We start from the raw sequence: 24,590 nt of genomic DNA on the forward strand, positions 1-24,590 counted from the left end.
CGCACGCTACCCTCCGCCTCAGTGGAGTGAACGGCCACCGCACCTGTTTCTCTCCGGCCAACCCCTGGGCCGGGCGTGCGGTGGCGTGGTGTCGGTTCGACTCCTCGTTCGTCCGCGCGCGCCCGCAGGCCCGGTCCTCATCCGAAAGGACCGCACCCATGCTCAAGGGCACCGACCTCACGATCACCCCGCTCTTCGACGGGATCTCGCTGACGCTCGACGACGGCGCACGCGCCGGGCTCGTCGGCGCGAACGGCATCGGCAAGACGACGCTGCTGCGGCTGCTGGCGGGCGTCGCTCGTCCTGATCGCGGCGCGGTCGCGGCGGGCGTCGGCGACCGCGTCGGCTACCTGCCGCAGGACGTGCTGGACCCACGCGCGACGATCGACGACCTGCTCCGACGAGCCCTCGGGGAGGTGTGGGAGGTCCGGCTCGAGCTCGACGCGCACGAGCGGGACCTCGTCGACCTCGACGCGTACGGCGCGGCGCAGGAGCGCTTCGAGGCGCTCGGCGGCTGGGCGCTGGAGGCGCGGCTGGACGAGGCGCGCCGGCGGCTCGGGATCGAGGCGCTGGACCGTGGCGCCCGCCTCGGCGAACTGAGTGGGGGCGAGGCGGCGCGCTGCCTGCTCGCGTCCGTGCTGCTCGGCGACCCGACCGTGCTGCTGCTCGACGAGCCGACGAACCACCTCGACGCGGACGGCCGCGCCTGGCTGGCGGAGTGGCTCGCGGGCTTCTCCGGCACGCTGCTCACGGTCTCACACGACCGCGACTTCCTCGACGCGACCGTGGACCGCGTCTACGAGCTCTCGGCCGACGGGCTGGAGGTCTATGAGGGCGGCTACACGGCCTACCGCGAGGAGAAGGAACGCCGGCGCGAGCGGCTGGCGCTGCTCGTCGAGGCGCAGGACAAGAAGCGGCGCCGGCTGGAAGCCGACATCGCGATGACGGCGCGCCAGGCCCAATGGACCGAGCGCACCGTCAGCCGCCGCGAGGCGCCCAAGCTCAAGCGCTACGCCAAGAAGGTGGCGCAGAAGTCCAAGGCGCGCGAGCACCGGCTCCGGCGCGAGATGGCGTCCGAGGACTGGGTGCGCGCGCCGCGCGAGCCGGCCGCGTTCAAGGTGCGGCTGGAGAGCGAGGACGGCGGGCGGCGGCTGGTCGCGGCGCTGCGCGGCGTGACCGTTCCGGGCGTGCTCGAGGACGTGTCGCTGACGCTGCACGCGGGCGATCGCGTGGCGTTGATCGGGCCGAACGGGTCGGGCAAGTCCACGCTCCTGCACGTGCTGAGCGGGCGGCTGGTGCCGGCGGCCGGCGAGGTGGACGTGCGCGGCGGGACGCGCCTGCTCCCGCAGGTGGGCGTCGCGGCGCTGCCCGGCGACTCCGCGCGCACGGCCGCCGACGTCGCTCTGCTGGCCTGGTTCCGCGCCCAAACGGCCTTGCCGGAGTCCGAGGCGCGGACACTGCTCGCGCACTACCGGCTCGGCGTGGACGCGATCGACCGGCCGCTCGCGACGCTCTCGCCGGGCGAGCGGGCGCGCGTGCACGTGGCGGCGATCGTCGGCGCGGGCGCGGACCTGATCCTGCTCGACGAGCCGACCAACCACCTCGACTTCGACACGCTCGAGATCATCGAGGCGGCGCTGCGCGCGTACCGCGGGACGCTCGTCGTGGCCACGCACGACCGGCGCCTGATCGAGGCCGTCGAGTGCGATCAGGTGCTGGAGGTGCGCGACAAGGGGCTGAGGGCGAACGCCTCCGCGATCAGCTCGTAGGAGCGGCGCCGGACCTCGTGGTCGTGGGTGATCGTGACGACGATCACCTCCTGCGCGCCGTACTCGGCGGCGACGGCCTCGATCCCGTCGCGCACCTGGTCCGGCGTGCCGAGGATGGAGCGGCGCCCGCGAGCCTTGCGGGCGTCCGCCTCGTCCAGCGTCTCCAGGAAGCGGACGGCGGTGTCGGGCGGCGGGACCTCGATCAGCCGCCCGCGGCGCAGCATCGCGAACGCCATCTGGCTGGAGGCGGCGAGCCGCGCGGCCTCCTCCTCGGAGTCGGCGGCGAGCGCCCAGACGGCGACGGCCGTCTGCGGCGTGTCCAGCCGCACTCCGTCGCGGAACTCGCGCGCGTACAGCTGGGCGATGTCGGCGCCCTTGGGATTGATGAAGTCCGCGAACGCGTAGGGGAGACCCATCTCGGCCGCCCAGACGGCGGACTGCGGCGAGGAACCGAGCAGCCACGGCTCCGGCGTCTCGGGGCGGCCGGGGAGGACCTTCTGCAGTCGCGCGAGCGGGTTGGAGACCGTGATCGTGCCCTCGAAGTAGGCCAGCAGCTCCTGCAGCTGCTCGGGGAAGTCGTCCGGGAGCGCGTGGTTGCGGTCGCGCTGCAGCGCGTGCGTGGTCATCGGGTCGGTGCCGGCGGCGCGGCCGAGACCGAGGTCGATCCGGCCCGGGTACAGGCCCGCGAGCACGCTGAAGGTCTCGGCCACCTTGAACGGGCTGTAGTGCGGGAGCATCACGCCGCCGCTGCCGACGCGGATACGCTCGGTCGCGGCCGCGATCGGGCCGATCAGCGCCTCCGGCGACGGGCCGGCGAGCATCGGCCCGCCGTGGTGCTCGGCCACCCAATAGCGGTGGTAGCCGAGGTCGTCCGCGAGGCGCGCGAGGTCGAGCGTGTTGTGCAGCGCCTGGGAGCCGGTGGACCCTTCCGCGATCGGTGACTGATCGAGGACGCTGAGCAGCATGCGTTCCAGGATAGGGTCCGGCCCATGGGAGCTCGTGAGTTGCGCACGCTGGTCGAGGGCGGGTCCTTCTTCGAAGGGCCGCGGTGGCACGAAGGACGCTGGTTCGTGTCGGACTTCTACACCGGGACGGTGCGCACGGTCGACCCGGCAACGGGCGCGCAAGAGGTCGTGATGGAGGTGCCGGGGCAGCCGTCCGGGCTCGGCTGGATGCCGGACGGGTCGATGCTCGTCGTCTCCATGAACGACCACACGCTGCTGCGGCGGTCGCCCTCGGGGGAGGTGACCGTGCACGCCGACGTGACCGAGTACTGCGGCGGGCACCTGAACGACCTGATCGTCGACGGCCAGGGCCGCGCGTACGTGGGCAACTTCGGCTTCGACCTGATGGAGATGGCCGACCCGGCGCCGACCACGCTCGTGCGTGTGGACCCCGACGGGACCGCGCGTCCCGAGGGCCAGGACCTGTGGTTCCCGAACGCGATGATGATCGACGGCGACACGCTGATCGTCGCCGAGACGTTCGGCGGCGGCTTCAGCGCCTTCACCATCGCTGCGGACGGCTCCTTGACCGACCAGCGGGTGTGGGGGCAGATCGCGCCGCGCGTGGCGCCCGGCTCGGTCGCGGAGATGCTCCCGAACCTCGGCTACGCGCCCGACGGCGCGACGCTCGACGCCGAGGGCCACATCTGGGCGGCCGACGGGATCGGCGGGCCGACCTGCCGGATCGCGCCGGGCGGCGAGATCGTCGACGAGATCGAGCTGCCCGAGGACCTCGCGGTGTTCGCCTGCCAGCTCGGTGGGGAGGATGGTCACACGCTGCTGCTGTGCGCCGCGCCCGACTTCCTGGAGGTCAACCGGCGTGACGCCCGCGAAGCCGTCCTGCTCACCACCACCGTGGAGGTGCCCGCCGCATGATTTCGTTGGAACGCGCCCAGGCCCTGATCTCGTCGGGCATCGAGGAGGCGGGGCGCCAGGGGTTCAAGCTCGCGTTCGCGGTCGTCGACGCGTCCGGGCACCTCGTCGCTTCCGCCCGGATGGACGGTGCGCCCTGGATCGCGCCGGACGTCGCGCTCGGCAAGGCCTGGACGGCCGCCGCCTACGGCGCGCCGAGCGCCGCCCAGGGCGAGAAGATGAAGGAGCTGCACGCGTTCTCGGCGTCGATCTCCGCCGCGACCGGCGGCCGCTTCACGCCCCAGATCGGCGGGTTGCCGGTGACGGACGGGGACACCGTGATCGGCGCGATGGGCGCGAGCGGCGGCACGGGCCAGCAGGACGAGGACGTCGTGCGGGCCGCTATCGGGTCCTGACGCGCGTCACGTCCCAGCCGTCCGCCGCCAGCAGCGCGTCGCGGCGCTGATCGTCGCGGCGCGTGGGCGGGCGGTCGTGGTGCGGCCCGTCGACCTCGACGATGCGCTGCTCGTCGGGCCAGTGGAAGTCCACCTCGATCTTCACGTTGACCAAGGGCTCGCGGTCCTGCGCGGCCAGGAACGCGTCCTCCTTGGCGCTGCGCGTGCCCGCCGAGCCCTGCGCGCGCAGCTCGAGCGCGCGTTCGAGCACGTGCAGATGGCGGCGGCCGTTCGCGCGCTCCATCGCGTCCTCGGTCGCGGTGAGGCTGAAGATGTGGCGGTACTCGGCCTGGTGGATGACGTAGGCGAGCTGGTGCGGCGCGAGCTCGTCGGTGAGGTCGACGCACATGCGCGCGACGGTGGTCACGCGAATGCCGTTGTGAACGAGCACATCCCGCGGATCCAGGTTGCGGACGGTGTGCACCTCGACGCCGTCGAGCCTCCGGCGCTTCGTGGATACCACGTGGACCCTGTGCGTGCGCCAGCGCGAGACGTCCCAAAATCGCGCCGCCGACAGGCCGCTCAGCGCGGCGTCGTCGCCGGCCGCGAGCACCGCGGCCGACCACCGTCCCTCACGCGAGAGCCCGGGATGGCCGACCGCGTACACCCCGCGATGGACCCGGTGCAGTCTTCCCGTGCCCACAGCGCGCGTGACGGCCGGTCCGCTCATGCCGGCCGCGAGCAGCTGCGCGATCGTCACGACGCCGTGCTGCCGCGCGGCGACGGTGCTGATCTCGACCGGGGGTGCCGCAGGGAGCTTTCGCTGAGCGGAAGTGGATTGCGGCACCCCCGGATCTTTACGCCGCCCGCTGTGACGGATCTACACGCGTTCGCAAGAATTCCGTGCCTACTTGCGCACGCGATACCGCAGGTGCGTCACGCGATTCCCCTGCACGGACGAGATCGGCCCCTCGAGCAGGTACGGGCCGTGCTCGAGCGGACGGAAGAACGGGCGTCCACCGCCGAGGATCACCGGGACCAGATCCACGTCGATCTCGTCCACGAGGCCGGCCTCGAGCGCCTGGCTGACGATCGTGCCGCCGTTGAGGCCGACGTTCTTGTCGCCCGCGCGCCGTCGCGCGGCCGCGATCGCGTCCTCCAGACCGGTGGTGACGAACTCGTACCACTCGGTCGAGCGCTCCCACCCGTCCGGGACCGAGTGGGTGAGGACGACGTACGGGATGCCCAGCGTGTGCTTGCCGCCCCAGCCGTTGGTGATGTCGAACAGGTGGCGGCCGACGACGAAGCAGCCCGTGTCGTCGATCATCGCGCGGATGTGCGCGGCGCTCGGCTCGGTGACGTTGAGCGGGAGGTCCGGATCGGCGGTCTCGATCGTGATGTCGCCGTTGCCGTACCAGGCGAACAGGTGCTCGAAGCCGGACTCGTCCGGACCGGAGATGTAGCCGTCGATGGAGACGCTCGCGCCTGCGGTGATCTTGGTCATGCCGCTACAACGACGGGCGCCTCACGAACTCATCGCTGGACCGCGAACCCGAGCACGCGCCCGTAGAACGCGAGCTCGGCCTCGGCGGCGCGCCGCAGGTTCTCGGCCTTGCGGAAGCCGTGCTGCTCGCCCTCGAACACCAGGTACTCGTGGTCGATGCCCTTGCGCCGCAGCGCCTCGACGATCACCTCGGACTGCGAGGGCGGGACGACCCGGTCCTCGTCGCCCTGCAGCACGATCACCGGGACGCGGATCTTGTCGGCGTGCGTGAGCGGCGCGCGCTCGACCCACTCGGAGCGGTCGATCAGCCAGTCCAGGTAGCGCGACTCGAACTTGTGCGTGTCCTCGGCGAACGCACTGAGGTCCGCGACCCCGTAGTAATCGGCGCCGCACGCGAACACGTCCGGGTAGCGCGTCAACGCGCTCAGCACCGTCCAGCCGCCGGCGCTGCCGCCGGTGATCGTCATGCGCGCCCCGTCCACCTCGCCGGACTCGGCGAGGAAGCGCGCCGCGTTGACGGCGTCGTCGGTGTCGACGATGCCCCACTGGCCGCGCAGGCGGTCGCGGTACTCGCGCCCGTAGCCGGTCGAGCCGCCGTAGTTGACGTCGACGACGGCGAACCCGCGCGTGGTGAAGAACTGGATCTCCGGGCGCAGGATCGCGCTCACGTGCGCGGTCGGACCGCCGTGCACGCGCACGACGAGCGGCGGCCGCTCGCCCTCCGGCCCGCGGTAGGAGGGGTGGTGCGGGGGATAGAACAGCGCGTACGCGGTCCGGCAGCCGGTCGTCGGGTACTCGACCGCGCGCGGGACCGACACGTACTCGGCGGGTACGAGCGCTTCGCCGTCCGGGCTGAGCGGCTCGACGGCGCCGGAGTCGACGTCCAGCGCGACCACGCGCAGCCCGCGCACCGGCGAAGCGCCGATGAACAGCGCGCGCCGCCCGTCCGAGACCACGTCGACGATCCGCGTGAACTCGAGCTCCACGTCGCGCAGCGACCCGTCCTCGACGACCGCGAGGTGATCCGCGCCCGCGCTGGAGTAGACGACCACGATCCGTCCGTCGTCCAGGAACGCGTAGTAGGACTCGCCGAACACCCACAGCGGGCCGCCGACCTCGGCCTCCAGCGCGGTCACCGCCGTCCCGTTCTCGCGATAGAGGTTCCACCAGCCGGTCCGGTCGGAGGAGTAGTGCAGCTCGCCGGACGGGCTCCACGCCGGCTGGACGATCGCCTCGGCCGCACCGCCCGCGACCCGCCGTTTCCTAAAGAGGGACAGTCCCTCTTTAAGTTCGGCCACGTAGAGCTCGGAGCCCTCCCACGGCATCCGCGGGTGGTCCCACGCGAGCCACGCGATCCGGGACCCGTCCGGCGACACCCGTGGCGCGGCGTAGAAGTCGTGCCCGGCCTCCAGCACGACCGGCTCGCCGCCCGCCAGCGGCACGGCGACGAGCTCGTTGACGTGCTCGGGCTCCGCGACGCGCTCGCGCACGCACACGAGCCAGTCGCCCGCGACCTGCAGGTCCGCGTAGCGCAGGCCGTGCTCGACCCCCGGCTCCGGCGTCAGCGGCACCGGCGCACCGTCGCGGATCGCATAGACGCGCTGGTCGGCGTCGCGGCAGAAGTACACCGTCCCGCCGGCCACCGTGTAGGCGCCGCCGCCGTACTCGTGCACGCGCGTGCGGGCGCTCCAGCCGGCGGGGATCGCGTCCTCGCACGCGCCGTTCGGCCCGCGCGCGACGATCACGTCCCGCCCGCCCTCGAGCGAGCGCGCCTCCGACCAGTACACGTGGTCACCGTCCACCAACACGAGCGAGTGCGTCCAGCCGGGGTCGCGCGCGACGACGTCGCCGTCGACCGGTGAGGGCCAAGAGCCGAACGGAGCGTCCATGACACCACCGTAAGGGGTGTCGACAGCGTGTGTAAGGAACGCGACAGCGCACGTGCGCTCCATCCGCCCGATGTGGACGGGAGGCAACCGCACCACGATGGTCGCGTGTCCCCCTCCCCAGCCGTCAGCCCCGTTCGCGATACTGAGGTCGTGGCGTCCCGTGTGACCAGCACGACCTTCGTCGGCCGGGCCGCAGAGCTCGCCGAGTTGCGGGCGGGGCTGACGGAAGCTGCCCAGGGCCGCCCGGCGATCGCGTTCATCGCGGGTGAGTCCGGGCTCGGCAAGACGCGGCTGGTGGCCGAGCTCGAGCGCCTGGCGCGCGAGGACGGCATGCGCGTGATCGGCGGCGACTGCGTCGAGCTGGGCGAGAGCGAGCTGCCGTACGCCCCGATCGTCGGCGCGCTGCGCCCGCTGGCGCGCTCCGGCCACGAGGCGTTCGCCGCGCTCACCGATCCCGCGCGGGCCGCGCTCGCGCAGATCCTGCCGGGGCTCGGCGCCGCGGAGACGCGCACCGACGACGAGGCCACGGCCCAGGCGCGGCTGTTCGACGGGCTGCTGGAGCTGCTCGAGCTGCTCGCCCGCGACGACGGCCTGCTGCTCACGATCGAGGACCTGCACTGGGCGGACCGCTCGACCCGCGCGTTCCTCGTCTACCTCGCTTCCTCACTGTGCCGCGAGCGCGTACTCGTGGTCACCACCTACCGGCCGGACGAGCTGCACCGTCGCCACCCGTTGCGCCCGCTGCTGGCCGAGCTGGAGCGCGACGCCCGCGCCCGGCGCGTCGAACTGCGCCCGCTCACCCGCGCCGAGCTGGGCGAGCAGCTCGCCGACATCCTCGGCGCGGCTCCGCGGCCCGACCTGCTGGACCGCCTGTTCTCGCGCTCGGAGGGCAATCCGCTCTTCGCCGAGGAGCTGCTCGCGGCCGGGCTGGACGGCCGCGGCGCGCTCCCGCCGACGCTGCGCGACGCGCTCATGCTGCGGATCGAGCGGCTCTCGCCCGACGCGCAGGAGCTGCTGCGCGTGATCGCCGCCGGCCGCCGGCTGGATCACCAGATCCTGTCCGCCGCCTGCGACTTCGACCCGCGCGGCCCCGCCCGCGAGGCCGTCGCCGCGCAGCTGGTCGTGGCCGACGAGGAGGGCTTCTACTCGTTCCGGCACGCACTGCTGCGCGAGGTCGTCGTGGACGATCTGCTGCCGGGCGAGCGCGCCTCGCTGCACCTCGCGCTCGCGCGGGCGCTCGAGGAGCGTGCGGCGTCCCTGCCCAACGGCGGCGGCGCGTACCTGGCGACCGGCATCGCTCACCACTACCTGGAGTCCGGCGACCAGCCCGCGGCGCTCGCGGCCAGCGTCCGGGCGGGTGCGGCGGCCGAGAGCGTCCACGCCAACGGCGAGGCCGCGGCGTTGTACTCCCGTGCGCTGCAGCTGTGGGACCGCGTGCCCAACGCGGAGGAGCTGACCGGGCTCGACCACGTCGAGCTGCTGCGCAACGCGGCCTGGACCAACGACCGCGAGCACGAGCCCGCGCGGGCCGAGTCCTACCTGCGCGCCGCGATCGCCGAGCTCGGCGACTCCGACCCGGTCCGCACCGCTCAGCTGCTGGAGCTGACGGCGCGCCAGCAGTTCAACCAGGGCCGCTCGGCCGCCGCCGCCGAGACGCGGCGCGAGGCGCTGGCGCTGCTGCCCGAGGGGCCGAGCGGCACGCGCGCGACGCTGCTCGCCGGCATGGCGAAGGAGCTCATGCTCGAGTCGCGCCTGCACGAGACGCTGGAGGTCGCCGACGAGGCGATCGAGGTCGCGCGCGCGGCCGGCGACCAGGTGTCCGAGCTGCGCGCGCTGGACGCCAAGGGCGTCGTGCTGTTCGGCATGGCGCGCTACGAGGAGGGCGAGGCCGCGCTGCGCGAGGCGATGCAGCGCTCCCAACAGAACGACATCTTCTACTTCCTGAGCACGCACGTGAACATGGCCGACGCGCTCGCGGGCGCGGGGCGCCTGGCGGATGCGCGCAAGATCGCCGCCGAAGGCCTCGAGCTGGCCGCCGCCCGCGGCACGCCGCGCCGCTGGCTGATGCTGCTGTGCGCCGAGCTCGCGTTCGAAGCGGGGGAATGGGACGTGGCCGAGGCCGCGCTGCCCTCACCCGGCCGGCCCGCCCAGGGCACGACGTTCATCAACGACGCGCTGCGCCGGATCGAGCTCGCGCTCGGTCGCGGTGATCACGACACGGCGCGGACGCTGCTCGACGCCGCCGAGGACGTGGCCGCGGACACGCGCGAGCCGCAGTGGATCGGGCCGCTCGGCGCGCTCCGGGCCGAGCTCGAGCGCCGCGCCGGCGACCTGGAAGCCGCCGTGGCCGCGATCGACAACGCGCTCGACCGGCTGGACTTCTGCTCGCAGGACGTCGCGCGCATGGCCCGCGTGGCCGCCTCGGGCGTGCGCGTGCACGCCGACGCGGCCGTCCGGGCGCGCGATCTCGGCGAGGACCCGGAGCTCGCGATCATGATGGCCGAGGGCCTGCTGGCGCGCGTCGAGGCCTGCGCGGAGGGCGAGCGGCCGGTCGAGCGCGCGTTCCTCACGCTGGCCCACGCCGAGCTCGCGCGCGCCCGTGACGAGGACGACCCGGAGCTGTGGGCCGCGGCGGTCTCCGCCTGGCAGGCGCTGGGCCGCCCGTACCGTGCGGCGCAGGCGCAGCGGCGGCGCGCCGAGGCACTGCTGGCCGGCGGCAACCGCGAGGGCGCGGCGGTCGCCGCCGCCGAGGCCCTGGCCGCGGCCTCGGCGGTCGGCGCCACGTGGCTCGCCTCGGAGATCGAGGGCTTCGCGCTGCGGGCCCGGCTGCGGCTGGACGCGGACGAGCCTTCGCCGCCTTCCGCGCCGACTGCCACGGAAGACGGCGAAGACCCGTTCGGCCTCACGCCGCGCGAGAAGCAGGTCCTGGCCCTGCTCGCCGCCGGGCGCACCAACCGGGAGATCGGCGCCGCGTTGTACATGGCCGAGAAGACCGCGAGCGTCCACGTCTCGCGCATCCTCTCCAAGCTCGACGTGCGTTCCCGCACGGAGGCCGCAGCGGTCGCCCACCGCGTGGGGTTGGTCTAGAACACGCGCTGGAGCGCCCCGAGCGCCTTCGCGGTGCCGCGCGTGCCCACGTAGATGGAGAGGAGCGTGGCCGTGATGAGAGGTTCCCGCATGAGAAGAATTGTGCGGGAACGTTGACCGTGCGGACATGGCCCACGGTCCAAACCCGGTTCGACCGTGAGTAGGGTGCGCGAATGGCCACGCACTACTTCCCGACGGACCGGGTCCACTTCACGTGGGACGCGGGCAACGAGCCGGTCCTGACGATCGCCGACGGCGACACCGTCGTCTACGAGACCCGTGACGTGTCCGACAACCAGATCGGGCCGGGGTCCGACACGAGCGTGATCGCGACGCTCGACTGGGACCGCGTGTACCCGTTGAGCGGGCCGGTGTACGTCGAGGGCGCCGAGCCGGGCGACACGCTCGCGATCGAGGTCCTGGACATCCACACCAAGGGCTGGGGCTGGGCCGCGATCCTGCCCGGGCTCGGCCTGCTGGCCGACGACTTCACCGAGCCCTACCTGCGCATCTTCGACCTCACCGAGGGCGACGTCACCCACTTCCGCGAGGACATCACCGTCCCGCTGGACCCGTTCATGGGGACGATGGGCGTCTGCCCGGCGGGCGCGAGCGGGACGCCGATCATGCCCCCGGGCGTGTTCGGCGGCAACCTCGACACCCGCCACCTCGTGAAGGGCACGACGCTGTACCTGCCGGTGCAGGAGCGTGGCGCGCTGTTCTCGACCGGCGACGCGCACGGCTGCCAGGGCGACGGCGAGATCTGCGTCACCGGCCTCGAGGCCCCGATGTACGCGACGATGCGGTTCAGCGTCGAGAAGCGCTCGATCCCCGCGCCGCAGTACCGCACGGCGCCCGGCCCGCTCACTCCCGCCGTCGACGACGGCTCGTTCTTCGCCACCACGGGCGTCGGTCCGGACCTGTTCGAGAACGCGCAGAACGCGACGCGAGCGATGATCGACCACCTGGTGTCCGAGCACGGGCTCTCGCGCGAGGACGCCTACGTCCTGTGCTCGCTCGTCGTGGACCTCAAGATCTCGGAGATCGTGGACGCGGGGCAGTTCGTCGTCTCGGCGGTGCTGCCGGAGGCCATCTTCGCGCTGGAGCTGATCTAGGGAGGGGGGTGCCGCAATCTCCTTCCGCTCAGCGGAAGCTCCTTGCTGCACCCCTCGAGCGGTTCGTGAGTTACGCCGGGCGGCGCGCTTCTAGAGGGCGGCCTGCAGGACCCGCTTGGCGACCGGGGCGGCATTCGTGCCGCCCTGGCCCTGGTTCGGGAGCATCACGGCGATCGCGACCTTCGGGTTCTGCGCGGGGGCGAAGGCCACGAACCAGGCGGTCGTGTTCTTCGCGTTCTGGGCGATGTCGCCGGTGGAGACGAGCTCGGCCGTGCCGGTCTTGCCCGCCACGGTCACGCCCGGGACCTGCGCCGCCGTGCCGGTGCCCGAGGCCACGTTGGCGATCATCATCGTGCGGACGTTGGCGGCGACCTTCGCGCTGACGACCCTCGTCCGCTTGCGCTTGGTGCCCGCCAGCCACGGCTTGATCCGCACGCCCTTGTTGGCGATCGTCGCGGCCACCGACGCCATCTGCAGCGGCGTCGCCTGATCGGTGTTCTGGCCGATCGCGGCCGAGCCGACGGCGATCGCGTCCTTCATCTCTGCGGCCTCGGGGATCGTCGAGATCTTCGCCGCGGGGATGTCCGGCTGCTCGAAGAAGCCGAACTTCTTCGAGATGGCGACCATCCGCTTCGCGCCCACCTTGGCGCCCAGCGGCCCGAACACGCTGTTGCAGGACTTCGCGAACGAGGTCGTCAACGACCCGCCGCACGCGGAGTCGCCGGCGTTGCGCAGCTTCGCGCCCGACAGCGTCGCGAAGGAGCGCGCGGGATACGACGAGCCCATGGTGGCCTTCTTGTAGTGCAGCGCCGCCGCGGCGGTGACGACCTTAAACACGGACCCGGGCGGCTGGGGAGCGCTCACCGCGAGCCCCGCCAGCGCGAGCACCGACCCGTCGCTCGGCTTGATGATCGCGATGCCGCCCAGCTGGCCGCCGAGCGCGTCGTTGGCCTGCCGCTGCAGCCCCAGCCGGATCGTGGTGGTCACCGACTTGCCGGGCGTGCCCTTCACGCGGGCGATCACGCGGTCCCCGAAGCGCAGCGTCGAGCTGCGCTTGCCCGCCAGGCGCTCTTCGTAGATGCGGTTCAGGCCGGTCGGCTTGTCGCCAGCGACGCCCGCGATCGACGCACCCAGCTCGTCGGAGTCGAGCAGCTTGCCGCCCGCGGCGTAGATGTTCCCGCGCCTGGGGGGCGCGCCCGAACGGCGGCGCACGTCCTCGCCCTCGCGCAGGCCGGGGAGCCGCAGCGCGGGCGTCCAGGCCACGCGGCCCTCGCCCTGCTCGTTCTCGGACGCCGTGAACTCGATCTCGCGGTCGGGCAGCCGGCCGAAGTCCTTGGTCTCCACCGTCACCGGCACGACGACCTTCCCGCCGCTGAGCAGCGGGCCGGCCCGGCCCACACGCACCTTCTCCACCGTTGCCGCCCGGTTGGCGCGCCGGTAGTCGGCGAGGAACGAGATCTTCGGGTTCGCGCGCTGGCTCTTCACGTCCAGGAGCCGGTACATCGCCTCGTAGTCCTGGCGCTCCCACGCCTGCGTGAACGCGACCACCGCCGGCAGGCGCTCGTCCTCGTCCAGGTACGCGCGCACGCCCGCGTACCCGGCCGCGGCCAGCCCGCCGAGCAGCACGATCGCCGTGAAGACGATGCTCAGCGACGGCCCGCGCCGGCGCCGGCGGCGGGCGTGCTTGGGCGGGGACAGGAACGGCGAGCCCGCTCGGGGCACGTACCCGAGTCCCCCGGAACGGCGTCGACGTCGACGGGCCACCACCCTTTTCTAGCGGGTCGCTCGGACTGTTTACCCTGAGCGGATGAGCACCGCCGCGTACGAGCACGCCTACCAGGAGCTCATCGAGCCGCACCGGCGCGAGCTGCACGCGCATTGCTACCGGATGCTCGGCTCCGTGCAGGACGCGGAGGACGCGCTGCAAGAGGCGTTGCTGCGCGCGTGGAAGGCGTTCGACCGCTTCGAGGGCCGCGCGCAGCCGAAGACGTGGCTGTACCGGATCGCGACCAACACGTGCCTGGACGCGATCGCGCGCCGCAAGGGCAAGCGCGAGCTGCCGATCGACCGCGGCCCCGACGAGGCGCCGCTGACCGAGATCGCCTACCTGGAGCCGTATCCGGACGACCCCGGCGCCTCCTACGAGCGGCGCGAGAGCGTCGAGCTGGCGTTCATCGCCGCGCTCCAGCACCTGCCGGCCACCCAGCGCGCGGTGCTGATCCTGCGCGAGGTCCTGGGCTTCAGCGCCAAGGAGACCGCCGAGCTGCTCGACACCACGCCGGCGTCCGTGAACAGCGCGATGCAGCGCGCCCGCGCGGCGGTCGACGAGCGGCTCCCGGACCAATCCCAGCAGGCGACGCTCCAGCGGCTCGGCGATCGAGCGGTCGCGGACATCGTGGAGCGCTACGTCGAGGCCTGGAACCGCGGCGACGTCGACGCCGTGGTGCACATGCTGGCCGAAGACGCCACGTTCAGCATGCCGCCGAACTCCGAGTGGTTCCGCGGCCACGACGCCATCCGCGCGTTCCTGCCCACCGGCCCGCTGTCGATCCCGCGCATCTTCGTGCCCACGCGGGCCAACGGCCAGCCCGCGTTCGGCACCTACAAGCTGATCGACGGCGAGTGGCTGCCGAACGCCATCCACGTGATCACGCTGGATGACCGCGGCGCGATCGTCGACGCGGTCGCGTTCCTCGATCCGGCGCTGTTCGACGTGTTCGGGTTGCCGGGTAGGCCTCCGACATGGCGAACCCACTGAAGGACGACGATCGCCGCGAGCCGGACGCAGAGCCCGAGCGCGGCGAGCACAACCGCATCGGCTACTACAACGCCGACGAGCAGCGCGAGCACGACGAGCGCGGCAGCCAGAGCCCCGGGCCGGGAGAGCCGCCGCCCGAGGACGCATAGGGGGACGTTGACGGACCTCCACGAGAAAGCGTGGACATCCGAGCATCTGAAGCCGTACCATTGACCCAGATGAGGCGAGTAGCCCGCTCCGTCGCTCCGTAAGACCCGGCCCGGCCGGGAGAGCGGCGGGTCCACGTCCACTCAACCCGGAGCTTCACCCATGGCCATCTCGCCTCCCGCGCCGCTTGCCGGCGCCCCCCTGTCGGACCGTCTCGCCTCCACGCAGTCCTCGCCCGTGCGCGAGCTGCTGCAGATCGCGATGCGGCCGGAGATCATCTCGCTCGCCGGCGGGCTGCCCGCGCCGGACACGTTCGACGTGCCCGGCCTGCGCGCCGCGTTCGACGAGGTTCTTGCCGGCCCAGATGCGATCCGCGCGCTGCAGTACTCCACCACCGAGGGCGACCCCGGCTTACGGGCCCGCCTCGCGGCCTTCATGTCCACGCGCGGGCTCGATGTCGCCGGCGACGACCTGCTGATCACGACCGGCTCCCAGCAGGCGCTGGGCCTGATCGCGAGCGCGCTGCTGAACCCCGGCGACGTCGTGCTCGTCGAGGACCCGACCTACCTCGCGGCGCTGCAGGCCTTCCAGCTGGCGGACCTGCAGGCGGTGCCGATCCCGTGCGACGACCACGGCCCGGACCCCGAGGGCCTGCTTGAGCTCGCCCGCCGCCACGGCGCGAAGGTCGCCTATCTGATCCCGACCTTCCAGAACCCGACCGGTCGCACGATGCCTGCCGCGCGGCGCGCCGCGATCGCCGACGCAGCCGCCCAGGCCGGGCTGTGGCTGGTGGAGGACGACCCGTACAGCGCGCTGCGCCTGGAGGGAGAGGACGCGCCGCTGCTGGCGTCCTACGCGCCGGAGCGCACGCTCGTCATCCAGACGCTGTCCAAGGTCCTCTCGCCGGGCCTGCGGATCGGCTACGTGCGCGCCCCCGAGTCCCTGCACGGCCCGCTCGCGGTGGCCAAGCAGGCGGCGGACCTGCACACGTCGACCGTCAACCAGCTCGCCGCCGAGCGCTGGCTGGCCACGCACGACCTCGGCGACCACATCGCCTCGCTCGCCGCGCACTACCGCCCGCGCCGCGACGCGCTGCGCTCCGGGCTGCGCGAGCACCTGCCCGCCGGCGCGCGCATGACCGAGCCCGAGGGCGGCCTGTTCATCTGGGTCGAGCTGCCGGCCGGCCACGACGCCGAGGTGATCCTCCCGCGCGCGCTGGACCGCGGCGTGGCCTTCGTTCCGGGCAAGTACTTCTACGCGGGGGAGCCGCGTCCGGAGACGCTGCGCGTGTCGTTCGCGACCGCCACGCCGGAGGAGCTGCGCGAGGGCGCCGCCCGTCTCGGAGTGGCCTGCAGGGGGTAGGCACCTGGCATGACGGAACGGCCCCGCCCTGACATGGACAAGGTGCGCGACGCCATGCGCGAGCACGACGAGCGCGAGGACACTGCGCCCGAGCCGGAGCCCGAAGAAGCCGGAACGGACGAACCAGACGACGATGGAGACACGTGAGCTCGGCCGCGGCGGGCCGCGCGTGCCCGTCGTCGGCATGGGCACGTGGCAGACGCTCGACGTCTCCGGCACACGGGACGAGGTCGTGCACACGGCGCTCGACAGCGGCGCCACCTTCCTCGACACCTCGCCGATGTACGGCGAAGCCCAGCGCGTGCTCGCGCACGGGCTCGAAGGGCGCCGCGACGAGGCGTTCGTCGCCGACAAGCTGTGGACGCCCGACGAAGGCAAGGCCGAGCGCCAGGCCCGCCGCTCGCTCGACCTCTACGGGCGCGTCGATCTCTTCCAGATCCACAACCTGGTCGCCTGGCGCGCCCGCTTGGACCTGCTCGAGCGCCTCCAGCACCGCGGCCTGGTGGGCGTGATCGGCGCGACGCACTACTCACCGTCCGCGTTCGACGAGCTCGAGACCGTGATGAAGACGGGCCGGATCGGCGCGATCCAGATTCCGTACAACCCGCTCGAGCGCGAGGTCGAGCAGCGGATCCTGCCGCTCGCGGAGGAGCTCGGTCTCGGCGTGGTGGTCATGCGCCCGCTCGGCGCGGGCCGCCTGACCGCGCGCGTCCCCGCCGAGGAGCTCCTCAAGTGGGTGCTCAGCGACCCGCGCGTGACCGTCGCGATCCCCGCCTCGTCCAAGCCCGAGCGGGTCCGGAGCAACGCCGCGGCGGGCGACGGCCCGTGGCTGAACCCCGACGAGCGCGAGCGCATCGCCCGCCAGGCGACCGGGTAACCGGATCCCGTGACCGCGCTTCTCGTCGGCGTCGCCGCGCTCGTCCTGGCCTTGGTCGGGCTGACGTTCCCGGGCGTGATCGCCGGCGCCGGCGCCGCCATGCTCGCCGGCCGCGCCTGGTCGGAGGCGAACCGCGACGTGCTGCTCGTCGCTCTCGGGTGCGGCGGCGCGGCCCTCGCGATCGGCTTCATCGCGCTGGTCGAAGTCGCGTACGCGGGTTAGGCCGCGAGCAGGCCGAGCTCGTCCGCCCGTGCAACCGCCTCCGCGCGGTTGCGCACGCCGAGCTTGCGGAAGATCGAGGAGGCGTGCTGCTTGACCGTGTTCGGCGACAGCCCGAGGTCTCGCGCGATCACCGGGTTGGTCGCGCCCGCGGCGAACGCGAACAGCACGTCCCGCTCGCGCGGGGAGACGCCGGCGCTCGGCTCGGTGCCGACGGGCTGGGCGATGGTGCCGTCGTCGCGCAGCGCGAGCGTCGGGACGCCGGGGAGGGCGAGCTCGGGCGCGCCGGCCAGGATCAGCTCTGGTGTCAGGCGCGCGGCCATGGCACGCGTGTCCTCGAGCGTGCGCGCGCCCGCGCAGGCCGCCACCCACGGGCGGCCGTGCAGCCACAGCAGGATGCCGGCGCGGCGCACGTCCACCGGGTCGGCGACGAGCACCCGCAGCGGCTCGGCGGGCTCGGCGAACGGCTCGTGCGCTTCCGCGACGATCCCGAGGCGGCGTGCGGCGTGGACCGCTCCGGCGCGGTTGCGCGCGCCGAGCTTGTCGTAGATGCCGAGCATGTGGTGCTTGACCGTGCCCGGCGCGAGGAACATGTGCGCGCCGATCTCCGCGTTCGTGAGCCCTGCGCCGACCTGGCGCAGGATCTCGCGCTCGCGCGGCGTGAAGCGCACCGCGTCGTGCGGGGCGGGCGCCGGCTCCGGGGTGCCGCCGCGGGCGAGCTCCCGCACGGCGTTCAGGATGTCCCGCGCCGGAGCCTCGCGCGCGATCACGCCGTGCGCGCCCGCCGCGCGAGCGGTGCGCAGCGGCACGTCGTCCCACCGCGACGCCAGCAGCGCGGTCCGCGCGCCGGTCGCCGCGATCCGCTCGCACAGCGGCAGGCCCAGCCCGACGTCCACGAGCGCGAGGTCGTAGCCGGCCACGGGCTCGTCGCGCAGCGCACACCGTTCCACCCAGGGCACGCGCGTCAGCAGCCAGCGCAGACCGTTGCCCAGCACCTCATTCGAGTCGACCACCAGCACGCGCACGTGGCGCGCTCTGGTGCCTTCCGCGACCAACATCTCCAGATTCGTAGCCCTTCAGCACGCCGGACGCCAATCAGCGGGCGCGGATTCTTCTCAACGGCTGCTCACACCGAGCACGTCGATCGCCCCCTCCAGACGCCCCCGGAGCAGCTGCAGATGGCGTTCGTCGGCGCTCACGGCGAGCTCGATCCGGTCGTGCGCGTACGTCATGGCCAGGACGCGCGCGCCGCGGCGCTGGCAGATTCCGAGCACGCGCAGCAGAACTCCGGGGCGGTCGAGGACCTGCACGGACAGCCGCGTGACGGAGGAGGGGGCGACGCCGGGGGGAAGGAGCAGCATGGGAGACCTTTCTCGTCCCCGAAGAGAAGCTGCCCGCGCGCGCACCACCCGCCGACGTTCCCCCAGGAACGACAGAGGCCCGCGGTGGAGTTCCGCGGGCCTAGCGAATGATGATGGCGATGGAGCAGGCGAAGCCGTTCGACACGAGATCTGTGGCGAACGGCTCCATTGCGTCTGACTCTACACGGTCAGCTTGAAGCGGCCAACCAGGCCGTTGAGCGTCTCGGCCGTGGACGCGAGCGTCTGGGCCGAAGCGGCGATCTCCTGCGTGGAGGCGCTCGTCTGCTGCGTGGACGCCGACACCTGCTCGGCCGAAGCCGACGACTGCTCGGCGACCGCGGCCACCTCGGCGATGTCCGTCGCGGCGCGCTGCGCCTCGGCGGAGATCTGGTGGACGGCCGTGGCGATCTCGCCGACGCGGCTCGTGACGTCCTCGACGGCCGTGCCGATCGCCTCGAACGCCTCGCGGGTCTGCTCGACCGTGGCGACGCCGTCGGCCGTGCGGCGGCCGCCCTCGGCGACGACGCCCACGACGTTCTGCGTCTCGGCCTGGATCTCGCCGATCAGGCTCGAGATCTGGCCCGCGGCGGCCTGGGACTCCTCGGCCAGCTTGCGGACCTCCTCGGCCACGACGGCGAAGCCCTTGCCCTGCTCGCCGGCGCGGGCGGCCTCGATCGCGGCGTTGAGCGCCAGCAGGTTGGTCTGCTCGGCCAGGCCGGTGATCGTGGTCACGATTCCGCCGATCTGGGCGGACTTGCTGGCCAGGTCCTCCATCGCGGTGCCGACGTTGGCCGACGACTCCGCGACCTGACGGATCGCGTCCGTGGCCTGCGCGGCCGCGGTGACGCCCTGCTCGGCGACGCTGCGGGCCTCCTTGGCCGCCTCGGCCGTGACCGTCGCGCTCTCGGCGCTGACGGTGGCGGCGCGCGCGGCCTCCTGGACGGCCTCACGGGTGGACTCGACCATGCGCACCTGGCGCTCGGCGCCCTGCGCGACGTCGGTGACGGCGGACGCGATCTCGCCCACGGCGCGACCGGCCTCGTCGGACGTGGCAGCCATCTCCTGGGAGGCGGATGCGACCGTGCCGGCGCCCGCGGCGACCTCGCTGATGACGCCGCTGAGCTGCGCGCGCATGGCCTCGTAGCCGCGGACGGAGTGCTGCGCCTTGCCCAGCATCGTGTTGAAGGTGCTGGAGAGGCGGCCGAGCTCGTCGGTCGACTTGACCTCGATCGGGGTCGTCACGGGGGTGACGCCGAAGGTCAGGTCGCCCTCGGCCATGCGGTCCATCGCGGTCGCGAGGTCGTTGAGGCAGTGGTTGTCGAGGCTCGTCATGCGGTCGTTGAGGTCACGGACCGGGCGCACGACGGAGCGCGTGACCCAGACGGCGAGCCCGATGGCGGCGAGGATGGCGAGGATGGCGACGATCAGCATCAGGCGCGAGCCGCTCGCGTGCTCGTGGTGCGCGTCCTTGATACCGGCGGCGGCGAACTCGGTGGTGGCGGCTTCGAGCTTCGCGCCGATCTTCTCCATCTCGGTGTCGAGCACGAGCAACTGCCCCTCGAACAGGGTGCGCGACGCGCTGCGGTCCTCCGCGTTGCGCACCGTCTCGGCGCGCGAGGCCTCGAGCGTCTGCTTCTGGATGTCGAGGACCTTGGCGCGGATGTCGGCCCAGGCGCTGAACTCCTGCTCGGCGGACGTGCCCTTGAAGAGCTGGTCGAGCCTGGCGCCGTCAGCCTTGCTGCGGGCCCAGTTGCCCTCGATTTCTTTCAGGTGCGCGTCCTGCTTGGCCAGGCTGCCGTCGTCGACGTAAAGATGCTGGCCGATGAGTGCGATGTTGTCCTTGGCGCGTTCCTGCATGAGGCCGAGCAGTTGCGCGGAGACGAGCTGGCGCTCGCCGAGGTTGTCCGTGTCCTCACGGAGGCCCGAGAGGGCATGCATGCCCGTGAAGGCGACAATCGCCAACGCCAGGCAAAGAACGCCGAACGCGCCACCCAGGCGCGCGGCGATTGGCAGATTGCGGATCGGTTTCATATGCGAGAGGTCGGCATGAGAACTTCTCTCATAAAGGCGACGTGAGCTTTGCCGCCCCGATCGACAACTTTCAAGCGGACGGGTGTGGTAGGGGCAGGCACGGCCGGACTTGCTACGGCGATCCTGCTCGCGCGCGCGGGCGCTCACGTGGAGGTGCTCGAGCGGGCGCCCGAGCCCGGTCCGGTGGGCGCCGGCCTGCTGCTGCAGCCGACGGGCATGGGCGTGCTGGCGCGGCTGGGGGTGCTTGAGCGGGTCGAGGCGGGCGCCGCGCGCATCGACCGGATCGTCGGGACCACGGTGCGCGGCCGGCGGTTCATGGACATGGCGTACCGCGGTGAACACGGCCTCGGCGTGCACCGCGGGGCGCTGTTCTCCGCGCTGTGCGACGCCGCCGTCGACGCGGGCGTGCGGGTGATCGCGGGCGCGGAGATCGTCGACTACCGGCCGGAGGGTGTGCTCACCGACGCGCGCGGGCGCACGCACGGGCCGTACGACCTCGTCGTGGGCGCGGACGGCGCGCGCTCGACGATGCGGCGCTTCCTGGACGTGCGCGCGCGGGTCTACGAGCACCGCTGGGGAGCGCTGTGGGGCGTCTTCGACGATCCGGGCGGCGTGTTCGGGACCGAGCTGGACCAGTACTTCGACGGGGCCTCGCGGATGGCGGGCTTCCTGCCGACCGGCAGCGGCGCGGTGTCGCTGTTCTGGTCGGTCCGGCTGGACCGGGTGGCGCAGGTGCGCGCCGCCGGGATGGACGCGTTCCGGCGTGAGCTCGTCGCGCTCGCGCCCGTGGCCGAGACGCTCGACCTGGGCTCGATGGACACGCTGCTGGAGGCCTCCTACCGGCAGATCTCGCTGCCGCGCTGGCATGCGGGCCGGCTGGTGGTGCTGGGCGACGCCGCGCACGCGCTCTCACCGCAGCTCGGGCAGGGCGCGAACCTCGCGCTGATGGACGCGGCGGCGCTGGCCGACGCGGACTCGTTGGCCGCGTTCGAGGCGTCGCGGCGGGCGCAGGCGCGCTTCTACGCCTTCGGGGCGCGCTCGCTCAACACCGTCTTCCAGAGCGACTGCAACGCGATGGCACTTCCGCGCGATCTGCTGTTCCCGGTGTTCGCGCGGATGTTCCCGGGCCGAGCGCTCGCCGTGCTGTCAGGGCGCGCGACTGGTCCTTTCAGTTCAATCGGCGCTTGACATAAAGACCTACGGCGTGACGGGGTCCGAGCACGGCCTGCCAGGTAAGGGCGTCCGTGGTGCCGGTCACCGGCAGGCCGCGGGCAGCCTGGAACTCGCGCAGGCCCGCGTCGGTCGCGGCGTCGAACGTGCCCGTGCGCGCCACGGACGGCACCGCCGACGCGAGGCGCTGCTGCAGCCACAGCACCTGGTCGCCGCTGTTGCCGCGCGCGAGCGCGGGCCAGCCCGGGTCCGGCGGTGGCAGCGGCGGGGACGCGACCGCGGCGGCGAGCGCCGCCCAGCCGGGCTCGCTCGTCGCCTGCCAGGACCACCAGGACACGCCGGCGCTTCCGTAGGCCGCCCACAGGGAGCGGAACTGCGCGATCTCGGCCGGCGGGGCGTTGTCGTAGGTCTGGCCGATCGGCGCGATCGGGACGCCGTACACGCGGTTCTGGGCGAGGGTACGGCCCGACACGGCCTCGACGGTGTTGCCGATGTCCTTCCAGTAGACCTGCGGCAGGTTCGCGTTCGCGCCGCCCGGGCCGAGGAAGACGGAGTAGGGCAGGCTGTCGTGGTAGTCGACGTACGGGAAGCTCGTGAACCCGATCGGGTACGCCGGGCCGACGGCCGCCCGCAGCGCGCCCATGTACTCGCGCGCGGCGTCGTACTTGCCCTTGTACTCGCTCTCGGCGTCGATCACGAGGCAGTCGGCGCCGTCCGCGACCGCGTCCGCGCCCAGCGCGGCCTCGCCCGCCGGATCGTTGCCGTACACGTACTGCCACGCGCAGACGCGCAGCCCCTGGGCCTTGAGCGCCGCGACCGACTCGGCGGAGAACTGGCCCCAGCGGCTGCTCGCGCCGTCCGAGCTCTTGACGAACACGGTCGAGATGCCGGACGCGCGCGCCCGGGCGCCGATCGCGGCCGCGTCGCCGCCCTCGGAGCTCGGCAGCTGCCAGATCCACATGCCGTTGCCGCGGAACACGTCGGGCAGCGCACCGGGTTGCTGCGGCGCCGGGCCGCCGACCCGCGGCGGTGCGGTGACCGTGATGCGGATCGCGTTCGAGCGCCGGCCGGCGCGGTCGGAGACCGTCACCTGCACCGTGCCCGCACGCGTGCCCGGCGGCACGCGGGCGACGTACCCGACGCGGCTGCGGTCGAGCTTGGTCGCGAGCGCGCCGCGCGTCCACCGGAACGACACGCGCATGCCCTTGTAGACGCGCCGGCCACTGAGCTGCAGCTGGCGGCCGACGGTCACCTTGACACCGGACTTGCAGGTCGCCGACGCGGCCGGCACGCAGCGGATGCGGGTCAGCTCAGGCGCGCGTTTGCGCGCTGCGTCGGCGCTTGCGGGGGCCAGCAGCCCGGCGCTGCAGGCCGCCAGCGCGATCACGGAACACCGTCGCATCACCGGCAGCAAACGCACATCCACGGTAGAAGTTCCGGTCCGGCCATTACGCTTTCCGACCAATGCGCCGGAGGTACACCAACCAGGAGCGCCCTCCGCGCGTGGGGGCACGGGTCCTGGCGAAGGCCCTCGTGGGCGTGCTGCTGATCTTCATCTCGACCGGCGCGGGCGTGGCCATCGCGGGCTATCTGATGATCGCGCCGCCGATCCCCGACGACCCGGCGAAGCGCCAGGCGCCGATCCCGGACCTCCCCGAGGAGGTCATCGTGCCGGTCGAGCCCGGTGGCCCGCGCACGATCCTCGTGCTGGGCTCGGACCGGCGCGCGAAGACCTCCCGGGACGCCCAGCTCGGCCAGCGCGAGAAGCCGCACTCGGACACGATCGTGCTCGTCCGCCTGGACCCGAAGCGCCACCGCGTCGCCGTGCTCAGCCTCCCGCGCGACCTCGCGGTGACGATCCCGGGCTTCGCCGACAACACGAAGATCAACCAGGCCTACGACGAGGGCGGCGCCCGCTTGACGCTGGACACCGTCAAGCACTTCTTCGAGAGCGCCGTCGGCCGAACGTTCAACGTCAACGGCGTCATCGACGTCAACTTCGACGGCTTCCAGCGCGCGGTCAACCACGTCGGCGGCATCTACGTCGACGTCGACCGCGAGTACTACAACCCCGAGGGCACGGGCTTCGCGTCGATCGACATCGACCCCGGCTACCAGCGGCTCGTCGGCTCGGACGCGCTGGACTACGTCCGCTTCCGGCACACCGACTCCGACCTGTTCCGCGGCGCGCGCCAGCAGGACTTCCTGCGCCAGGCGACGACCCAGCGCAGCGTCCGCGAGCTCAAGAGCGTCGGCGAGGCGAGCGAGCTGCTCGGGATCCTGCAGGAGTACTTCCGCTTCGACAAGAAGTTCCTCGGCCGCCGGAACCTCGCGGGTCTGCTCAAGACCGCGGTGCACCTCGCGATGAACGACACCGTCGTCAACCAGATCTCGTTGACCGGCATCACCGAGTCCGAGGACCCGGTGGCCGACACGCGCCTGTACATCAGCAACGAGAACATCCAGAAGGCCTACGACGCGTTCATGACCGGCGACGGCGCGCAGAACCCGGAGCGCAGCACGCAGCCGGTCCGCACGCCCAAGCGCAAGAAGGGCAACGCGTCCACGGTCAGCGGCATGGTCGACGCGCGCCGCCTCGGCGAGGACATGGCCGTGCTGGCCGAGCCGCGCCTGAAGCGGCTCCCGTTCTACTTCCCGGGCAAGATCACCAGCCGCACCCGCTACACCAACGACACGCCGCGCATCTACTCGCTACGCGACGAGGACGGCCGGCTGCACCGCGCGTACCGGATGGTCGGGGCGATCGGCGAGTCGGGCGAGTACTGGGGCGTCCAGGGCCTGACGTGGCGCAACCCGCCGATCCTCGAGAACCCGGACCGCATCCGCAAGACCGCCAGCGGACGCGAGCTGATGCTGTTCTACGACGGCAAGAAGATCCGCATGGTCGGCTGGCGCACGCCCCGCGCCGCGTACTGGATCTCGAACACGATCGGGCGCAAGATCTCCAACGCGCGCATGATCGAGATCGCGTCCTCGCTCCGTCGTCTCAAGCAGTAGCGCGACTTCCCGGTCCGGTTGGGGTTGGGTGC

22 protein-coding genes are annotated in these 24,590 nt (G+C 72.7%); 13 read left to right on the forward strand and 9 right to left on the reverse strand.

What is annotated here, in order from left to right:
* The first annotated feature begins 158 nt into the window (after positions 1-158).
* Positions 159-1,769, forward strand: coding sequence for an ABC-F family ATP-binding cassette domain-containing protein (locus OJ962_RS10120; RefSeq protein ID WP_202952756.1), 1,611 nt, complete (start codon positions 159-161; stop codon positions 1,767-1,769).
* On the opposite strand, the gene OJ962_RS10125 is transcribed toward OJ962_RS10120, so the two are convergent.
* Positions 1,709-2,734, reverse strand: a complete 1,026-nt coding sequence (locus tag OJ962_RS10125) for an LLM class flavin-dependent oxidoreductase (protein WP_202952757.1) — start codon at positions 2,732-2,734, stop codon at positions 1,709-1,711. The genes OJ962_RS10120 and OJ962_RS10125 overlap by 61 nt on opposite strands.
* Before the next feature lie 24 nt (positions 2,735-2,758).
* Here OJ962_RS10125 and OJ962_RS10130 point away from each other — a divergent pair, with 24 nt between their 5' ends.
* Both OJ962_RS10130 and OJ962_RS10135 read left to right on the forward strand, forming a co-directional pair.
* Positions 2,759-3,649, forward strand: a complete 891-nt coding sequence (locus OJ962_RS10130) for an SMP-30/gluconolactonase/LRE family protein (RefSeq protein ID WP_202952758.1) — start codon at positions 2,759-2,761, stop codon at positions 3,647-3,649.
* Complete coding sequence (locus tag OJ962_RS10135) at positions 3,646-4,041, forward strand: GlcG/HbpS family heme-binding protein (RefSeq protein ID WP_202952759.1); 396 nt, start codon at positions 3,646-3,648, stop codon at positions 4,039-4,041. The genes OJ962_RS10130 and OJ962_RS10135 overlap by 4 nt, the downstream gene beginning before the upstream one ends.
* On the opposite strand, the gene OJ962_RS10140 is transcribed toward OJ962_RS10135, so the two are convergent.
* The 3 genes from OJ962_RS10140 to OJ962_RS10150 are packed head-to-tail and all read right to left on the reverse strand — an operon-like array spanning position 4,028 to position 7,413.
* The gene (locus tag OJ962_RS10140) at positions 4,028-4,867 is read right to left on the reverse strand and encodes a type IV toxin-antitoxin system AbiEi family antitoxin domain-containing protein (RefSeq protein ID WP_202952760.1); all 840 of its coding nucleotides are present in this window, start codon (positions 4,865-4,867) and stop codon (positions 4,028-4,030) included. The genes OJ962_RS10135 and OJ962_RS10140 overlap by 14 nt on opposite strands.
* A gap of 60 nt (positions 4,868-4,927) precedes the next feature.
* A complete protein-coding gene (locus OJ962_RS10145; protein ID WP_202952761.1) occupies positions 4,928-5,524 on the reverse strand; it encodes a dihydrofolate reductase family protein in 597 nt (198 codons plus the stop codon).
* A 29-nt stretch (positions 5,525-5,553) separates the two neighbouring features.
* Positions 5,554-7,413, reverse strand: a complete 1,860-nt coding sequence (locus OJ962_RS10150) for a S9 family peptidase (protein WP_202952762.1) — start codon at positions 7,411-7,413, stop codon at positions 5,554-5,556.
* Between the two features lie 150 nt (positions 7,414-7,563).
* Here OJ962_RS10150 and OJ962_RS10155 point away from each other — a divergent pair, with 150 nt between their 5' ends.
* Positions 7,564-10,500, forward strand: coding sequence for a helix-turn-helix transcriptional regulator (locus tag OJ962_RS10155; RefSeq protein WP_202952763.1), 2,937 nt, complete (start codon positions 7,564-7,566; stop codon positions 10,498-10,500).
* A gap of 173 nt (positions 10,501-10,673) precedes the next feature.
* Positions 10,674-11,615 (forward strand): acetamidase/formamidase family protein, encoded by a 942-nt coding sequence (locus OJ962_RS10160; RefSeq protein WP_202952764.1) that lies wholly within the window; start codon positions 10,674-10,676, stop codon positions 11,613-11,615.
* Positions 11,616-11,705: 90 nt separating this feature from the next.
* On the opposite strand, the gene OJ962_RS10165 is transcribed toward OJ962_RS10160, so the two are convergent.
* Positions 11,706-13,337 carry a penicillin-binding transpeptidase domain-containing protein gene (locus tag OJ962_RS10165; protein WP_270006320.1) on the reverse strand — a complete coding sequence of 544 codons (1,632 nt, stop codon included), beginning with the start codon at positions 13,335-13,337 and terminating at the stop codon, positions 11,706-11,708.
* An 85-nt stretch (positions 13,338-13,422) separates the two neighbouring features.
* Between OJ962_RS10165 and OJ962_RS10170 the strand changes: the two genes are divergently transcribed.
* The 6 genes from OJ962_RS10170 (at position 13,423) to OJ962_RS10195 (ending at position 16,981) form a co-directional block, all read left to right on the forward strand.
* A complete protein-coding gene (locus OJ962_RS10170) occupies positions 13,423-14,373 on the forward strand; it encodes a sigma-70 family RNA polymerase sigma factor (protein ID WP_202952766.1) in 951 nt (316 codons plus the stop codon).
* A complete protein-coding gene (locus OJ962_RS10175; protein ID WP_202952767.1) occupies positions 14,358-14,522 on the forward strand; it encodes a hypothetical protein in 165 nt (54 codons plus the stop codon). Before OJ962_RS10170 ends, OJ962_RS10175 begins: the two co-directional genes overlap by 16 nt.
* A gap of 160 nt (positions 14,523-14,682) precedes the next feature.
* Positions 14,683-15,882: an aminotransferase-like domain-containing protein gene (locus tag OJ962_RS10180; RefSeq protein WP_202952768.1), complete on the forward strand. Its 1,200-nt coding sequence runs from the start codon at positions 14,683-14,685 to the stop codon at positions 15,880-15,882.
* A 9-nt stretch (positions 15,883-15,891) separates the two neighbouring features.
* Entirely contained in the window at positions 15,892-16,029 is a 138-nt protein-coding gene (locus OJ962_RS10185) for a hypothetical protein (protein WP_202952769.1), read from the forward strand.
* A complete protein-coding gene (locus OJ962_RS10190; RefSeq protein WP_202952770.1) occupies positions 16,016-16,759 on the forward strand; it encodes an aldo/keto reductase in 744 nt (247 codons plus the stop codon). The genes OJ962_RS10185 and OJ962_RS10190 overlap by 14 nt, the downstream gene beginning before the upstream one ends.
* 9 nt (positions 16,760-16,768) lie before the next feature.
* A complete protein-coding gene (locus OJ962_RS10195; RefSeq protein ID WP_202952771.1) occupies positions 16,769-16,981 on the forward strand; it encodes a hypothetical protein in 213 nt (70 codons plus the stop codon).
* Here the strand turns inward: OJ962_RS10195 and OJ962_RS10200 are convergent.
* The 3 genes from OJ962_RS10200 to OJ962_RS10210 form a co-directional block, all read right to left on the reverse strand.
* A complete protein-coding gene (locus tag OJ962_RS10200) occupies positions 16,978-18,036 on the reverse strand; it encodes a LuxR C-terminal-related transcriptional regulator (protein ID WP_202952772.1) in 1,059 nt (352 codons plus the stop codon). The genes OJ962_RS10195 and OJ962_RS10200 overlap by 4 nt on opposite strands.
* Before the next feature lie 57 nt (positions 18,037-18,093).
* Complete coding sequence (locus OJ962_RS10205) at positions 18,094-18,339, reverse strand: ACT domain-containing protein (RefSeq protein WP_202952773.1); 246 nt, start codon at positions 18,337-18,339, stop codon at positions 18,094-18,096.
* Positions 18,340-18,519: 180 nt separating this feature from the next.
* A complete protein-coding gene (locus OJ962_RS10210; protein ID WP_202952774.1) occupies positions 18,520-20,370 on the reverse strand; it encodes a methyl-accepting chemotaxis protein in 1,851 nt (616 codons plus the stop codon).
* Positions 20,371-20,454: 84 nt separating this feature from the next.
* On the opposite strand from OJ962_RS10210, the gene OJ962_RS10215 reads away from it, so the two are divergent.
* Entirely contained in the window at positions 20,455-21,558 is a 1,104-nt protein-coding gene (locus tag OJ962_RS10215) for an FAD-dependent oxidoreductase (protein WP_202952775.1), read from the forward strand.
* Here OJ962_RS10215 and OJ962_RS10220 read toward each other — a convergent pair.
* The gene (locus OJ962_RS10220) at positions 21,539-22,942 is read right to left on the reverse strand and encodes a peptidoglycan-binding domain-containing protein (protein ID WP_202952776.1); all 1,404 of its coding nucleotides are present in this window, start codon (positions 22,940-22,942) and stop codon (positions 21,539-21,541) included. The genes OJ962_RS10215 and OJ962_RS10220 overlap by 20 nt on opposite strands.
* A gap of 62 nt (positions 22,943-23,004) precedes the next feature.
* Between OJ962_RS10220 and OJ962_RS10225 the strand changes: the two genes are divergently transcribed.
* The gene (locus OJ962_RS10225; RefSeq protein WP_202952777.1) at positions 23,005-24,558 is read left to right on the forward strand and encodes an LCP family protein; all 1,554 of its coding nucleotides are present in this window, start codon (positions 23,005-23,007) and stop codon (positions 24,556-24,558) included.
* The last annotated feature ends 32 nt before the right edge of the window (positions 24,559-24,590 follow it).

It is taken from the genome of Solirubrobacter deserti (assembly GCF_027587175.1).
In the GTDB taxonomy this organism is placed as follows: domain Bacteria; phylum Actinomycetota; class Thermoleophilia; order Solirubrobacterales; family Solirubrobacteraceae; genus Solirubrobacter; species Solirubrobacter deserti.

Coding starts and splice junctions, on each gene's coding strand:
- OJ962_RS10170 (WP_202952766.1), top strand. CDS start 13,423: ATGAGCACCGCCGCGTACGAGCACGCCTACCAGGAGCTCATCGAGCCG.
- OJ962_RS10205 (WP_202952773.1), bottom strand. CDS start 18,339: ATGCTGCTCCTTCCCCCCGGCGTCGCCCCCTCCTCCGTCACGCGGCTG.
- OJ962_RS10210 (WP_202952774.1), bottom strand. CDS start 20,370: ATGAAACCGATCCGCAATCTGCCAATCGCCGCGCGCCTGGGTGGCGCG.
- OJ962_RS10150 (WP_202952762.1), bottom strand. CDS start 7,413: ATGGACGCTCCGTTCGGCTCTTGGCCCTCACCGGTCGACGGCGACGTC.
- OJ962_RS10175 (WP_202952767.1), top strand. CDS start 14,358: ATGGCGAACCCACTGAAGGACGACGATCGCCGCGAGCCGGACGCAGAG.
- OJ962_RS10135 (WP_202952759.1), top strand. CDS start 3,646: ATGATTTCGTTGGAACGCGCCCAGGCCCTGATCTCGTCGGGCATCGAG.
- OJ962_RS10225 (WP_202952777.1), top strand. CDS start 23,005: ATGCGCCGGAGGTACACCAACCAGGAGCGCCCTCCGCGCGTGGGGGCA.
- OJ962_RS10120 (WP_202952756.1), top strand. CDS start 159: ATGCTCAAGGGCACCGACCTCACGATCACCCCGCTCTTCGACGGGATC.
- OJ962_RS10180 (WP_202952768.1), top strand. CDS start 14,683: ATGGCCATCTCGCCTCCCGCGCCGCTTGCCGGCGCCCCCCTGTCGGAC.
- OJ962_RS10125 (WP_202952757.1), bottom strand. CDS start 2,734: ATGCTGCTCAGCGTCCTCGATCAGTCACCGATCGCGGAAGGGTCCACC.
- OJ962_RS10185 (WP_202952769.1), top strand. CDS start 15,892: ATGACGGAACGGCCCCGCCCTGACATGGACAAGGTGCGCGACGCCATG.
- OJ962_RS10145 (WP_202952761.1), bottom strand. CDS start 5,524: ATGACCAAGATCACCGCAGGCGCGAGCGTCTCCATCGACGGCTACATC.
- OJ962_RS10220 (WP_202952776.1), bottom strand. CDS start 22,942: ATGCGACGGTGTTCCGTGATCGCGCTGGCGGCCTGCAGCGCCGGGCTG.
- OJ962_RS10190 (WP_202952770.1), top strand. CDS start 16,016: ATGGAGACACGTGAGCTCGGCCGCGGCGGGCCGCGCGTGCCCGTCGTC.
- OJ962_RS10200 (WP_202952772.1), bottom strand. CDS start 18,036: ATGTTGGTCGCGGAAGGCACCAGAGCGCGCCACGTGCGCGTGCTGGTG.
- OJ962_RS10130 (WP_202952758.1), top strand. CDS start 2,759: ATGGGAGCTCGTGAGTTGCGCACGCTGGTCGAGGGCGGGTCCTTCTTC.
- OJ962_RS10160 (WP_202952764.1), top strand. CDS start 10,674: ATGGCCACGCACTACTTCCCGACGGACCGGGTCCACTTCACGTGGGAC.